Below are 14,769 nucleotides of genomic sequence, written 5' to 3' on the forward strand. Positions count from 1 at the left end.
TACTATCAAGCGTTTTTATTAAAGTTAATATTTACTATCGACAAAACACTTAAAACCAAATATCCTAATATCAGCATATACATTATATAAGGTTTGTTAAATAAAAACTAAGAATATTCCTTTCCTCTTTTTGAATATTCAGCTATGTTACCGCAAATTGGAGCGATATGAGGATTATTTTCTGTCTTGTAAATATAATAAAATGCATTGGTACTTCCCGTATCTAAACCATATCTATCCTGATTGGTCTTTTCCATTATGTCAATGAGTTTTACCAAGTCTGTATAAGAATTATCATCTGAAAGTTGAAATTTAATTCCCGTTTTATCAATATTTTGTGTTTTATTTTTCTCTATTAATGCTAAGTAGGATTGCTCAGCTGTCTTATCAAAACTTTTAGGTACTATGACTGTTTTATATTGATAGTCTTTTATGGGAATCATTGAGTCTAATGACATCTGCTCGCCTTTTTTGATTTTATAGGGAAGACCAAAGTTGATAGCCCTTAAATTCAACCTATCATAAGTAGGCTTAGCATAAATCCAAAATAGTATCGGAATGAAAATCAAGCTTATCATTCCTCCTATGTAATATATTTTTTATGAGGTTTCAATAGATATTTTTAACAAAAATCTTAAATAATTTAAGCAAAGATATAAAATTTATCAATGGAATTGATTTAAAATAATTTAGAACCAATAATTTATATCCACTCCATCCGCGTGAGGGTGGAGGGCATTGTGGGAGTTCCTTTTTTGGCTTTTTAGGAAAGCCAAAAAAGAACGACTGCCCGTAGACCGACGCTCTGCCTTTCCTCTAAGAAAGGCAGAGGGGCACGCCCAAAACATTAAAACGACTACTACTATACGGTTTTACATTTTTCCCAATTACAAACTTGGATATAAGCAATCACTCCCACCACAGCAATCCCCAACGATACCATCATAGGCAATCCGAAATACACCAAAGTCATCGGTAAGGCACTGACCACTAAACCAAGCCATAAAGCTAGTTTATTGTTTTTAGAATTTTGAATCAGTACAATGCGTAAAATACTAATACTTAGCAGATAAATTCCCAAAGTTATAGATAAAACCATCATCGCATATAAGCGAGAAACGGGATGCTCAATAGGTGTATCAATAGGCAAATAATACTGTTGCGCAGCATCGGCAACCAACTCCAAGCTACCGCCCAAAGCCGCCAAAGAGGCAAAAACCAAATAATGGGTGTAGCCAAAAACAAAACCGACTTTTCGGGTACGGCGCTTCTCTAAAATATGTCCCCAAGGCATCTCAAAATAAATCCACCAAAGGGCAAAAATTAACGCTGCAGCACTTAATCCCAACGGAAGAATAATATGCGTCCAACTAATCGTATCGCTAATGAGTTTGTTGACAGTATTTGCCGTTGCCAATAAGCCTTCACCTAGTACAATAATGGTCAATAATCCGTAGCGTTCGGCAATGTGGTGTGGATGCCAAGTGGTTGACAATTTTTTACCCTCAGCAAAAGCAGGAACGGACATTTCGCCTAAAATAATGAGGAGTGTTACCCAACTTTTCTGGTCGTAATCAGCGGGATACAGATACCAAATCGTCCATCCTGCTTGTATCAAGGCAACGCCTAAAGCATATCGAAGACTGATATTTCTATTTTTTGGATCTTCTTTTGCTGCTCGTAACCAATGAAGCACCATGGCCACCCGCATAATGATATACCCGATAATGCCTGCGGTATAGTTTGGCTGCTCGTTAAACATTTGCGTGATACCCACGGCAAAAACCAAAGTCCCAAACATTTGTATAAATGTAACCAAACGGAATGGCGTATCATCGGTATCATAAGCCGATGCAAACCATGTATAATTCATCCATGCCCACCAGATATAGAAAAAATTTTGCGCATATTGAATACTGCCATATCCCACCTCGTGAGCTGCCAATTGATGATGTAAACCTCTCGCCGCTGCCGCAATGGCAATCACAAAAATTAAATCAAAAAATAATTCTAAAGGTGTAGCCGCTCGGTGTTTTTCGTCAATTGAACGCCCAAGCATTGGGATTCGGATGTAGTTTCATGGGATAATTTTAAGTAATTACACAAATTCCGATTCAAAGACTTGGGTAAAGTGTTTTTTGATGCAGGTTTTTACTTCTTGCACCTCCTCTGGGCTAAAGGTTTTTTCCAATTCGCGCTGCATAGAAGTTACCGATTTATCTTTTATACCACATGGGATAATATATTCAAAATAGCGAAGGTCGGTATTCACATTTAATGCAAAGCCATGCATGGTTACCCACTTAGAAGTTTTTACGCCCATAGCACAAATTTTTCTGGCATAAGGTTTCCCTACATCTAGCCAAACGCCTGTTTCCCCTGCCGAGCGTTCCCCTTTAATGCCATATTCTCCCAATACACGAATGATAACTTCCTCTAGACTACGCATATAAGCATGGATATCGGTTTTAAAATTATCTAAATCCAAAATAGGATAACCTACAATCTGCCCAAACCCATGATAAGTAATATCACCACCACGGTTGGTTTTTACAAAAGTAGCATTGATTTCCTTTAGCTTATCTTCATTAATCAGCATATTGTGTTCGTCACCACTTTTACCTAAAGTATAAACATGCGGATGCTCCACAAAAAGAAAGTGGTTAGGCGTCTTTTCCTGGATACCATCTTTGCGGTCTCTATTATTGAGTTTGATATCAATAATGCTTTTCATCAATTGCTCTTGAAGCTCGAATGCAGACTGGTAATCTTTAAGACCTAAATCTTGAAACTGAAGGGTTTTATTTAGAATCGCGTTCATGAGAATGGTTTTGTTATGAGCAAAGATAAGGCTTTTTTAACTAAACTCAGCCCATAAAAAATCCCCACTCTTATTAAAAGCGGGGATTCACTACTAACCTATAAAAACATTATTATTTAATGATATCTTTTTCTGTTTTCTTACCTTTTAAGAAATCGTAAGCCAATGCCGAAGCAATGAATATTGAGGAATAAGTACCAAAACCAATACCCAATAGCAAGGCAAACATAAAGCCTCTTAAACTTTCTCCACCGAAGATAAAGATAGCTAAAATTACCATCAATACTGTAAATGAAGTATTGAATGTTCTACCTAAGGTACTACTAATAGAGTCATCAAACAACTTCGCCAAGCTGGTAGACTTTTTATCTCTTAGGAACTCACGGATACGGTCAAATACAATTACGGTATCGTTAATAGAGTACCCTAGCACCGTCAATATCGCTGCGATAAAGTCTTGGTTGATTTCCATATTAAATGGCGATACTTTATAGAATAATGAGTAAGCCCCAAGGATAATCACCGCATCGTGGAATAGTGCCGCCACCGCACCAAGAGAGAATTGCCATTTTCTAAATCTAAATAGGATATAGATAAAGATACCTATCAACGAAGCGATTACTGCAAAAGTACCTCCTGTTTTAATATCATCGGCTACGGTAGGTCCTACTTTGGTAGATGATACAATTCCTAAATCGTCGCCTTCGGAAGTTTTAAATTGTTCTAAAGTATAGCCTGCTGGGAAATTTGCTTTTAAACCTTCGTATAGTTTAGCTTCTATTTCTTGGTCAGCCGCTAGAGATTCATCATCAATTTTATAATCGGTAGTGATTTTTAATTGGCTATTATTACCAAAAGTTTTTACATCTACCGAGTTATTCTTCCCTGATTTGGTTTGGAACAATTGTGATAAACTTTGCTCGGCTTGGGTGGCTTCCACAGGCTTATCGAACTTCACTACATAGTTTCTACCACCTTCAAAATCTACTCCTAGTTTAAAGCCATTCATTGCAATAGAAGCAATACTGATAATCATTAATATGATAGAAATAGCATAGGCAATTTTTCTTTTACCGATAAAATCAATCCATACATTTTTAAATATATTTTTAGTCGCTGCTGTCCATACAGATAAACCTTTGCCTTTATTAAGGCGGCTAAAAATCATCACTCTTGACAACAATACCGAAGTAAAGAATGTCATCAATAGACCGATAATTAAAGTGACTGCAAATCCTTGTATTGGTCCTGTACCAAATATATAAAGTACCACTGCGGTAAGTAAAGTCGTTAAATGTCCATCGACAATGGCAGAAAGTGCGTGTTTAAATCCATCGGTATAAGCTTCTTTAATGCCTTTGCCTGCAAATAATTCTTCTTTGGTTCTTTCATAGATAATCACATTGGTATCCACTGCCATTGCCATCGTCAGCACAATCCCTGCAATCCCTGGCAAGGTGAGTGTAGCATCTAAGGAATCCATAATTCCAAAGATATAGAACAAGTTGATAATCATCGCGATTACCGCATAAACTCCTGCCCCACCATAGTAGAAAATAATATAGACTACAATAAAGATAAAGGCAATGATAAACGACCACATTCCCGCTTCAATAGAGGCTTGACCTAATGAAGGCCCTACCACTTCTGATTGTACCAACTTGGCACTCGCAGGTAGTTTACCTGTATTTAATACATTTACTAAATCTTGAGCCTCGTCTTGAGTAAAATTACCCGAAATTTGTGTACGCCCGTTTGGAATAGCATTTACTACATTTGGTGCGGTGTATACTCTATCATCTAAAGTCACGGCAACTGGCTTACCTACATTTTTCTCTGTAAGGATTTTCCAATCTTTAGTCCCTTCACTATCCATCTGCATATCCACGACTACTCTACCAATCTGGTCATAGTTGATATTGGCTTTTTCTACCGCTCCGTCTACTGGTGCTTTCCCCGTAATATTAGAACGGATGGCATACAATACCAAATGGTTTGGGTCGTTAGATTCTGGCTTATAGCCCCACATAAATTTGGTATACTTAATGTTCGCAGGACGCGCATCTATCGCTACGGCACTCTTTAATATTTTATTTACCGCCGCAGTATCGCTTAATTTGATATTACCAACGCCGTTGCTTCTAAGTGAATTAATATTAAGCATATTAATAAAGTTGGTATTTTTAGCTACGCCCATAGAGTCACCTTTAGCCATTACCAACTTAGACAATTGTTCAAAATAAGGTGCAACTTCTGGTACTTGCTGTACTTCCCAAAACTGAAGCTTTGCAGAAGTTTGAAGCATTTTCTTCACACGGTCGATATCCTTAGTTCCTGGCATTTCTACCAAAATTCTACCCGTCCCTGGTACACGCTGTACATTCGGTTGAGTTACCCCCATTTTATCGATACGCGTTCTGATGACTTCATAGGCAGAACCTACGGCATCGTCTATTTTTTTAGTAATGATTCTTTTTACCTCATCATTAGTAGTGTTGAATTTAATTTCGCCACTTAGTTTTTGAGTTCCAAAGACTTCTGGACTGGCTAATTTTACATTAGTTCCTTTCGCTTTATTGACCGCATCAAATTGGATAAAGAAATCATCGATATAAGATTTTGTAGAGTTTTTCTGTGCTTGGTCGGTTCTATCTAACGCCTCCAGTAACACAGGATTTGAAGAATAATTCGCCAAATCCATTACTAAATCTCTTTGGTTAATTTCTAATAATACATTGATTCCCCCTTTTAAATCTAGTCCCAACTTCATTTCGCGCTCTTTGGCATCGGTATAGTTGAGTTTGGTAAAGCCAAGATTGACGGTATCTTTAGAAAGCCTAGCGATTTCCTTTTGGTATTTTGCTTGGTTATCCCCTGCGATGGCTTTGGCTTCACTTTCAATCCTATTGACATAGAAAGTGGGCAAAAGTTCATTAAGACAGATTAGTCCTAAGATAATGGCTACAATGGTTATAAGTCCTTTTCCTTGCATTTTCAGTAATTTACAACATTAAAAATTATAGTGGGCAAATATAGTGTTTTTCAACCTAATAATAAATTTTATGGTTAATATTTTAAACCGTCATAGAAAACAAACGGGTTTCTGGCGCTTTTCTTAGCATTCTTAAATCAAAAGACATGGCAATATTTCGGGTAAATGCACGCCCTTCTTCTGTGATTTTAATCCCATTATCGTAGATATTGACTAAACCATCTCGTTCCATTTCCTTTAGCTTTTCTAAGGTAACGGGCAGTTCTTCAAACCTCGTTTCTGCATCCCAAGAAGTTTCCAATTGACACATGAGATTAAGGATATGTTTTCTGATGATTAAATCCTCATCGGTAAGGATGTGTCCTCTAAACACAGGGATTTTGCCTTCGTCTACTCTTTTTTGGTAAGTTTCCACCGTTTTTTCGTTTTGTGCAAAGGCATACCACGAATCCGAAATGGCACTCATCCCTAGTCCCACCATCAGTTGGGTTTTTCCAGAGGTATAGCCCATAAAGTTTCTATGGATTTTTTTATTCACCATAGATTGGTAGAGCTCATCATGCTCCAAAGAGAAATGGTCCATTCCGATTTCCTTATAGCCTAATTCCTCTAGCAACTGCTTGCCATTCTCATAGAGTTTACGCTTTTCCTCCCCGCTTGGCAAGTCGTTTTCATCAAAACCTCTTTGTCCCACACCTTTTATCCAAGGGACATGGGCATACGAATAAAATGCAATTCTATCGGGTTTTAGCGTCATGGTTTTTCTGATGGTATGCTCCATCTTTTCCCAATCGTGGAACGGTAGCCCAAAGACTAAATCGTGGGAAATACTTTCGTAACCAATTGCTCTAGACCATTGCGTTACTTGAGCCACTTTTTCAAACGGCTGTACTCTATTGATGGCTTTTTGAACTTTTTCATCATAATCTTGCACCCCAAAACTTACGCGGCGAAATCCTAAATCGTAAAGGGTTTGCAAATGTTCCTTAGTGGTATTGTTAGGATGCCCTTCAAATGAAAACTCTGGTTTTTCTGCAACTTTGGCTTCGGATAAAATTTCTTCAATTAAGTATTTTAAATTTTCTGGTGAGAAAAAAGTAGGAGTCCCCCCTCCCAAGTGCAATTCTTTAATCGTAGGCGTTTCGGAAAATAATTTTAAGTAGAGTTTCCACTCTTTAATCACCGATTCTATGTAAGGTGTTTCTACCGAATGCTGCTTGGTAATCCTTTTGTGGCAAGCACAGAAAGTACAGAGTTGCTCACAAAATGGTAAATGGATGTAAATAGAAATCCCCTCGTGTGTGGATTCCTTAAAGGCTCTTACTACTGTTTCTTCCCATGCCTCGGCGGTAAATTTATCATCCTCCCAATAAGGCACTGTAGGATAAGAAGTGTAGCGTGGACCAGGTATATTGTATTTGTCTACTAGCGAATTCATTTTGCAAAAATAAGCAAAGATTTGAGAACGAATAGAAAAAATTATTCTTGGGGGATTTAAAATTAAAAAATAGGACATAGAAAGTATCTAAAATTCTGTTTATTGGGATTGAATATAAATTCTAAACATCATTTTATATATAATGGTGCTTTTTTTATTTTATGCGAATGGCTATTCCAATAAAAATCTTATTTTTGTAAAAAAATACATTATGAAAAAACTATTTTTATCCCTATTCGTGGCAACAGCCTTAGTATCGTGCAACCGCGATAATGACGACCCTACAACAGAACAAGATGCACCGCTTCCTGTAAAGTTTATTTCTTACGATCACGAAAGTAAAAATGATAATACTCCAGAATCAACTTCCAATTTAGAATATGATGGTAGTAAATTAATAAAAATGAGTAAAGTATATACTGTCAACGGCAAAACAAAAACAGATCACTCTATTATAAAATATGACGGTAATTTAATTTCTTCTATTGATGATAGTGATGAATATGAGCAATACAAAACTGATTTTAAATACGATGCTAATGGCAATCTTATTGAGGAAACAACATACTCAGCTAGTAATAACAAAAAGTCTATTACAAAGACTATAATAAAATATGCTATTAGTGGTAAAACTATCAATGTGACTTCGAAAAGTGAGAACTATTATGAAAATCAACTTAATAGTATAGAAAAAGGGAATTTAGTCTTTACATTAAATTCTAATAAACAAGTCATAAAAAAAGAAGGAACCCGCAATCGGACTTATTTCGATTACAATGGCAACCCAATTGTTGATTCTCGATTTTCCACATATACTTATACATACGATGGGAAAAATGCTATTCTAAAGAATATAGCAGGAATGAAAAATTTATCCTACTCTGAATTTCTGTTAGATAATGAATTTGTAGGCTCTCTTGAAAATGTATTAAGCGAAAGTTTCGTGGAAAATAATGATAAAGATGAAACTAAATATGAAACTAAATATGAATATACTTATAACCAAAAGAATTACCCTATAAGTATTGATGTGTTTTATAATGGCAACTCTAAGAAAGCTAGAACAGTCAAAGTAGAATACAACAAATAGGATAAACCTCAACCCAAACAAAAGCATCGTTTTTATAATGGTGCTTTTTTATTTCCATTCTACCCAAACCGAACCGGACTGATGGTAGAAAAAACCATCATCATCAAAGTCTAAATCGGCTTTGCTGCGCAAGATATCGTAAACCATTTGCTGAAGTATACCATCGCCAATGCCATGGATGATTTCTAATTTTTTAATGCGGTGGGTACGGCAAAATTCTAAAGTGTCTTCTAATTTCTCCCTCTGGATAAGTAAACGCTCAAAACTTTCGTAAGCGTGAGGATCGTTCACTAATTGATCAAAATGCAAATCTAACACCAAATGCTTGGTTGTTTTTTTCTTAGCTTTTTTAGGTTGGGGTTCTGGCTTTTTTTCAATCGGTACGGCTTGGTAAATTTCTGGTTTCACTATTACTACTTCATTTTTAGAGTAGAAATGCTTAAAACCATATTCATCTTGGAAGACTATTTCTTCCTCATGAATCGAGGTAATCACACCTCTTATCGCCTCGTCTATTACAGAAACCGTATCGCCTACTTTCATTTTTTACCCAGTTCTATGACTTCTAAATCCTTAATGTCTTTGCCCTCAATTTTAAACCGCATCATCGTACGCATCTGATGCCATCCTTGCTTACCCGCTGCACCTGGATTAAGATGTAGTAAGGATAATGGGGCGTCATACATGGCTTTTAAAATATGTGAATGCCCACTAATAAATAACTGAGGGGTTTCCTTTGCCAATTCCCGCTTGGCTAAAAGTGTGTATTTATTAGGGTAGCCACCAATATGAATCATTAAAACTTCTACTTTTTCGCATTGGAAACGCAAGACTTCAGGGAAAATTTGCCTTACTTCGTTACCATCAATATTTCCATAGACGCCACGCAATGGTTTTATCTTTTCTAGTTGTTCAATTACGGATATATTACCAAAATCACCTGCATGCCATATTTCATCTGCTTCTTTGGCATAGGACAAAATCCTATCATCTATATAAGAGTGGGTATCTGAAAGTAAAAGTATCTGTTTCACAAAAAGGGTTTTAAATATTAATAATCCAATTGGCTACACGGTTCGTTGCGTGAGGGATAGAGGCGGCATCCTTTTTTGTCTGTCTGAGCTTAGCGAAAGGCTGACAAAAAAGATAGAGCCGAAAGCCCGACCCGAGTGGCTGCCTTAGCCTCGGCGAGGGGCACGCCCAAATCGTTCTATTCCTGATAAGCTCCCAAATTCGGCTGATTGAGTCTGGACACTTTGGTAATATCCAACGGCACTTGTTGGGCTACTACATTATTGCCCTTGCCACGCGCTGGCGACTGAGGTTGCAACCTCAAATTCATTTTTTCGATAAAACGATGGATGAATAGAGGGTCTTCATTTTTAATAGATTGCGTGATGTTCGGATTGCTGTCCCAAGCATAGCCCGCGTCCTTAGCACTATATTTGGTTAAAATATTTTGAAACTGATAATCAAACACCTGACCGCTAGTAGGTTTCAAGACGATGGCATTATCCGTTTTGTTGTAAACGATGCTATTTTTAAGGGTTAAATTAAGAGGTGCATAAGTGGCTGGTTGGTCGCCATCTTTCCATTCGTTAGCCGCTTCTATGCCTAAACTTCCCTGCACAGACCCCATAGAAAAATAGTTGACTAATGTAGCGTGAAGCAATTCATAATTGCCCCCTTTTACGATACCAATATTCGACTGCCCGCAATTGTTGACCACCAAGTTTTCGGCTTTTAAATCAGCATTGTTACCAAAAATGCCATAATCTTGGAAGGTGTGAATGATGGTGTTTTTAAGATTTGCCTTAGCGTGATTAAGTTTTAATCCCGTATTGCCACCAAAAATTTTAGCGTAATTAATCTCAGCCAAAGCACCTTCTTCTAAACGGATACCGTTCCAATTGGCAGGAATAGTGTCGTATTTAGGGCTATTTTTCTCACCTCGGAAGAGGACTTCTTTTTTATAATCGCCATTGACTTTTAGTACCGCATTTTTGGAAATTTTAAGTCCTGAATCTTTATAAAAATAAACCTTTGTCCCCTGCTCTATCGTTAAGGTTTTACCTTCTGCTACACTAAGTTCGCCCATAATAATTTTGGCTTTGTTATGAGTCCAAATCGTGTTTTGATCAATGGTTTTAGGTTGGTCTTTGGTAGATACAAAAAACTCAGCATCTTGGACCACGGACATTAGCGTAACGCCTTTGGACGCATTACCAAACAACACCCTATCTATTTCCAACGCTTCTGGTGCATTGGCAACAGGCGCTACCTCTACAAATACATACAAACTATCCTTTTTTCTAAGCGGTATATTTTGAAACGATACCCCAGATTGTCCATCTACATTAATTTTGTACATAGAATTTTGTCCTTTTTCTAAGGTAATCTGTGGAATTTTAATATCCTTATCGCTATCATTATAGACTTTAAAGGCGTAAGTTTCCGAGCGTACCTGACTGTACACCGTATCTAAAACCAAAGTATCTTGTGAAAACCTCAGTGCCGATGCATCAGTAGTTTCAAAGTTTATATCTTCTCGACAAGAAGCCAGTAGCAGCCCTAGCGTCATGATTATTCCAAATATGAATCTCATTTTGAATCTTTTTTAAAGTTCAAAGATAATTAATTTATTTATAAAAAAGTTTTTGTAGAATCAAAAAAATATTCTATTTTTGCAATCTAAATTTTTAGCACAAAGCGACGCCATTACACGCTTGTTAATCATTAAATTAAAGTTAAAAAAATTTCATAAGATGAAAAAAGGAATACACCCTGAAAATTATAGACTCGTTGTTTTTAAAGACATGAGTAACGACGAAATGTTTCTTTGCAAGTCTACTGCAGAAACTAAAGATACTATCGAATACGAAGGTCAAGAGTATCCACTAATCAAAATGGAAATCTCTTCTACCTCTCACCCATTCTACACTGGTAAAGTGAAGTTGGTAGATACTGCAGGTAGAGTAGACAAGTTCATGAACAAATACAAAAAATTCGCTAAAAAGTAATTTTTTGAACATAAAAACTTATAGAACCTTTCTTTTTTAGAAAGGTTTTTTTATATCTTAGCAAAAAATAATTTTATCCCATGACACCATTGGTTTTTTCAGACGCCCAATACTGGGGTGCGTTTCTTCCATTAACTTTTACTAGACCTATTGCCGAAATGCGATGCGGTATTTTGACTTTTTCGGAAAGATGGCAAAAGTTATTAAACTCACAAGAAGTTTACTATCTAACAGAAGATTATTTACAAGAAAAATATCCTAAACCCGAGCCTAAAGAAAGTCTTTTTATCGTTCCTAATTTTCTACCAACCGAACCATTAGTACAACAAATAAAAGATTTAAAAGTGGGTGATGCCTTGGTTTATAAAGATGAGTTGATAGCGGCTAAAGTACAAATGCAAAATTTCTCTCTTAGCCAAATAGAACACATGATCGAAATAACCGAACCTCTAATCTTCTTTAAAAGACCTTCGGATTTGTTTGCTTATAATAACCAAGCCATCGATTTTGATTTTGATTTACTGACTAAAGGAAGAACTTCTCAACCTTTATCCGATACTAATGGATTTATTGGCGATAAAAAAGATTTATTCATAGAGGAAGGTGCTAGTATAGAATACGCTACTCTTAATTGTTCTAAAGGGAAAATCTACATCGGCAAAGACGCCGAAGTGATGGAAGGTTGCCACCTAAGAGGTCCTATTGCCTTGTGCGACCATGCGGTATTTAACCTTGGGGCTAAAGTCTATGGTGCGACTACCATTGGACCTTATTGTAAAATTGGGGGCGAAGTTAATAATATTGTGTTCTTTGGTTTTTCCAATAAAGGGCATGATGGCTTCCTTGGTAATTCCGTAGTAGGCGAATGGTGTAACTTTGGTGCCGATACCAATTCCTCGAATCTTAAAAACAACTATGCCGAGGTAAAACTTTGGAATTATAGCACTCAAAAATTCGAAAAAACAGGCTTGCAGTTCTGCGGATTGATTATGGGCGACCATTCTAAAACCGCCATTAACACCCAACTGAATACAGGGACTATCGTTGGTGTAGCGGCGAATATCTTTAAAAGTGGCTTCCCTCCGAACTTAGTAGAAAACTTTAGCTGGGGCGGGATGCGTGACGATGAAAAGTTTACCCTTAACAAAGCCTATGAAGTCGCAGAAAAAATGATGCACCGCCGTAAACAGCCCTTCACAGAAAAAGACCAAGCGATACTAAAGTATATTTTTGAAAATTACTAATCGACTGATGATTAAAATCCTATTATGACTTTTATAAAGAATAACCTAGCCAATGCGTTTACTCTTGGGAATTTATTTTCAGGGTGCGTAGGTGCTATACACCTTATTCAAGGTGACTATCAAACCACTGCTATATGCATTATCATTTCTCTAGTTTTAGATTTTTTTGATGGCTTTGTGGCGCGTGCCTTAAAATCCAATTCCGATTTAGGCGTTCAATTAGATTCCCTAGCCGATATGGTAAGTTTTGGACTTGTGCCAGGGCTAACGATGTTTAAGATGTTAGAGCCTTTTGGCAATGAAATCATGGGGGTTCACTTACCTTTTGACACCGCCTATTTAGGATTATTGATTACATTGGGTTCTTGTTTAAGATTGGCAATTTTTAATATCGATGATGACCAAAAATTCTACTTTAAAGGACTAAACACCCCAAGTAACGCGATTATGATTTTTGGATTATACTACGCTTATAAAACCGTTGGGGCCTATGCGTTCATTACAGAGCATTTAGGTTTACTGCTTTTATTAACACTCGTATCTTCATGGTTGCTGATCAGTCCTATTAAAATGATCGCCATGAAATTTAAATCCAAACAACTTAAAGATAATTACCCTAAGTTGATCTTACTCATCGGCAGTATCATTTTAATTTTAGCATTAAAAATAACGGCTATTCCATTGGTCATTATCTATTATATTTTAGTTTCACTATTTACATTTCGCAAAAAAGAATTACATTAAACCAACCCTAAAACAATGAATTTAAAACTCCATAAACCGCTTTGCATCTTCGATTTAGAAACCACCGGCACTAATGTTTCCAAAGATAGAATTGTAGAAATCTGTATTCTAAAAGTAAATCCCAATGCGTCCAGAGAAAGTAAAACTTGGTTGGTAAATCCTGAGATGCCAATTCCAAAGGAAGCCTCCGCAGTACACGGAATTTCTGATAATGATGTAAAAAATGCACCTACATTCCGTGAGATTGCTCCAAAAATCATGGACATGATACAAGGTGCTGACCTTGGTGGTTTTAATTCCAACCGCTTTGATGTGCCGCTTTTGGCTGAAGAACTTTTAAGGGCTGGGGTTGATTTTGACCTTAATAAAATAAAATTGGTAGATGCCCAAGTGATTTTCCATAAAATGGAACCGCGTAATCTAAGCGCTGCCTATCGTTTTTATTGCGATAAAGATTTAGAAGGTGCCCACTCCGCAGAAGCTGATACTTTAGCCACTTTTGAGGTGCTAGATGCCCAAGTTGGAAAATATGACGAATTACCGAAGGATATGAATGGACTTAGCGAGTTTTCTTACCATCAAAAGTTTGCAGACTTAGCAGGGTTTATTGCCTTTAACTCAGATAAAAAGGAGGTATTTACCTTTGGAAAATATAAAGGACAATTGGTAACAGATATTTTGGAAAAAGATCCAGGTTATTTCGGCTGGGTGCAAAACGCCGATTTTCCTCTTTATACCAAAAAAGTTTTAACGGCTATTCAGCTGAAAAGAAAGTTTTAAAATCAAAACACTCCAAAAATATGATGGTTTTTGGAGTGTTTTTAATCAAAAATTGAATTAAATTTTAGAAATATTTTCCTCTTTGTCTCATATGAGGGTTGTGTATATGCTTTTGCATAGATGGCATTTTAAGTTGCTCTTTCATCATTTTAATTTGGTCGCTCATCATACCTGCACTATCCAATCTTTTAGCCTCTTCCAATAATTTCTGTGCTTCTTGCTTTCTCCCTCTCTGCATGGCTCCTGCCGCTAAATTTAGCATTGCCATCGCACGATCGTGCTTCATATTTAAGCCATAGTCTAAGGCTTTTTTCATTAATGGTTCTACTTTTTTAGGTTCATCTTGTGCTAAAGTGAGTCCTTGAAGATAATGATAATAGCCATACTGAGACTTATGAAGTTGATTTTTATAGTTTTTAATATGACTTAACCATTGTTTGGCTTTTTCCATATCTTGTTTTCTTAACTTCCAAAATGCTAACAAAATATATTCATTTTTAAAGAATAATAAGATTGGAATTAGTGCTAAAAAAATCACCACAATGCCCCAGCCTACATTTCTATTCATCATCAAAAAGATAGCAAAGGTAATCATCAACCCTGCAATTAAAAATTTAAAATATTTATTCATATCGGTTTG

General features: G+C 36.5%; 14 protein-coding genes. 5 read left to right on the plus strand and 9 right to left on the minus strand.

Going from position 1 to position 14,769, the window contains the following annotated elements:
* Positions 1 to 107 precede the first annotated feature (107 nt).
* From C237_RS14565 to hemN, 5 genes are all read right to left on the minus strand, one after another.
* Entirely contained in the window at positions 108 to 458 is a 351-nt protein-coding gene (locus C237_RS14565) for a hypothetical protein (protein ID WP_156809726.1), read from the minus strand.
* Between the two features lie 404 nt (positions 459 to 862).
* Positions 863 to 2,059, minus strand: a complete 1,197-nt coding sequence (locus C237_RS0107425; RefSeq protein ID WP_018675869.1) for a low temperature requirement protein A — start codon at positions 2,057 to 2,059, stop codon at positions 863 to 865.
* 39 nt (positions 2,060 to 2,098) lie between these two features.
* Positions 2,099 to 2,821, minus strand: coding sequence for a lipoyl(octanoyl) transferase LipB (gene lipB / locus C237_RS0107430; protein WP_018675870.1), 723 nt, complete (start codon positions 2,819 to 2,821; stop codon positions 2,099 to 2,101).
* Between the two features lie 112 nt (positions 2,822 to 2,933).
* The gene (secD, locus tag C237_RS0107435; RefSeq protein WP_018675871.1) at positions 2,934 to 5,813 is read right to left on the minus strand and encodes a protein translocase subunit SecD; all 2,880 of its coding nucleotides are present in this window, start codon (positions 5,811 to 5,813) and stop codon (positions 2,934 to 2,936) included.
* Positions 5,814 to 5,895: 82 nt separating this feature from the next.
* Complete coding sequence (hemN, locus tag C237_RS0107440) at positions 5,896 to 7,251, minus strand: oxygen-independent coproporphyrinogen III oxidase (protein ID WP_018675872.1); 1,356 nt, start codon at positions 7,249 to 7,251, stop codon at positions 5,896 to 5,898.
* A gap of 211 nt (positions 7,252 to 7,462) precedes the next feature.
* On the opposite strand from hemN, the gene C237_RS0107445 reads away from it, so the two are divergent.
* On the plus strand, positions 7,463 to 8,341 hold the full coding sequence (locus C237_RS0107445) for a hypothetical protein (protein WP_156809727.1): 879 nt from the start codon (positions 7,463 to 7,465) through the stop codon (positions 8,339 to 8,341).
* A 48-nt stretch (positions 8,342 to 8,389) separates the two neighbouring features.
* Here the strand turns inward: C237_RS0107445 and C237_RS0107450 are convergent, their stop codons facing one another.
* From C237_RS0107450 to C237_RS0107460, 3 genes are all read right to left on the minus strand, one after another.
* Positions 8,390 to 8,884, minus strand: coding sequence for a Smr/MutS family protein (locus tag C237_RS0107450; protein ID WP_018675874.1), 495 nt, complete (start codon positions 8,882 to 8,884; stop codon positions 8,390 to 8,392).
* A complete protein-coding gene (locus C237_RS0107455; protein WP_018675875.1) occupies positions 8,881 to 9,375 on the minus strand; it encodes a metallophosphoesterase family protein in 495 nt (164 codons plus the stop codon). The genes C237_RS0107450 and C237_RS0107455 overlap by 4 nt, the downstream gene beginning before the upstream one ends.
* A 176-nt stretch (positions 9,376 to 9,551) precedes the next feature.
* Positions 9,552 to 10,946 (minus strand): hypothetical protein, encoded by a 1,395-nt coding sequence (locus C237_RS0107460; protein ID WP_018675876.1) that lies wholly within the window; start codon positions 10,944 to 10,946, stop codon positions 9,552 to 9,554.
* A 160-nt stretch (positions 10,947 to 11,106) separates the two neighbouring features.
* Between C237_RS0107460 and C237_RS0107465 the strand changes: the two genes are divergently transcribed.
* From C237_RS0107465 to C237_RS0107480, 4 genes are all read left to right on the plus strand, one after another.
* Positions 11,107 to 11,361 (plus strand): type B 50S ribosomal protein L31, encoded by a 255-nt coding sequence (locus tag C237_RS0107465; RefSeq protein WP_026315563.1) that lies wholly within the window; start codon positions 11,107 to 11,109, stop codon positions 11,359 to 11,361.
* 80 nt (positions 11,362 to 11,441) lie between these two features.
* Complete coding sequence (locus C237_RS0107470; RefSeq protein ID WP_018675878.1) at positions 11,442 to 12,605, plus strand: GlmU family protein; 1,164 nt, start codon at positions 11,442 to 11,444, stop codon at positions 12,603 to 12,605.
* Positions 12,606 to 12,629: 24 nt separating this feature from the next.
* On the plus strand, positions 12,630 to 13,349 hold the full coding sequence (locus C237_RS0107475; RefSeq protein ID WP_018675879.1) for a CDP-alcohol phosphatidyltransferase family protein: 720 nt from the start codon (positions 12,630 to 12,632) through the stop codon (positions 13,347 to 13,349).
* A gap of 15 nt (positions 13,350 to 13,364) precedes the next feature.
* Positions 13,365 to 14,129 carry a 3'-5' exonuclease gene (locus C237_RS0107480; RefSeq protein ID WP_018675880.1) on the plus strand — a complete coding sequence of 255 codons (765 nt, stop codon included), beginning with the start codon at positions 13,365 to 13,367 and terminating at the stop codon, positions 14,127 to 14,129.
* A gap of 64 nt (positions 14,130 to 14,193) precedes the next feature.
* Here C237_RS0107480 and C237_RS0107485 read toward each other — a convergent pair whose 3' ends face one another.
* Entirely contained in the window at positions 14,194 to 14,760 is a 567-nt protein-coding gene (locus C237_RS0107485) for a hypothetical protein (RefSeq protein ID WP_018675881.1), read from the minus strand.
* Between the last annotated feature and the right edge of the window lie 9 nt (positions 14,761 to 14,769).

Origin of the sequence: Riemerella columbina DSM 16469, assembly GCF_000374405.1 — a bacterium.
GTDB classification, from domain to species: Bacteria; Bacteroidota; Bacteroidia; order Flavobacteriales; family Weeksellaceae; genus Riemerella; species Riemerella columbina.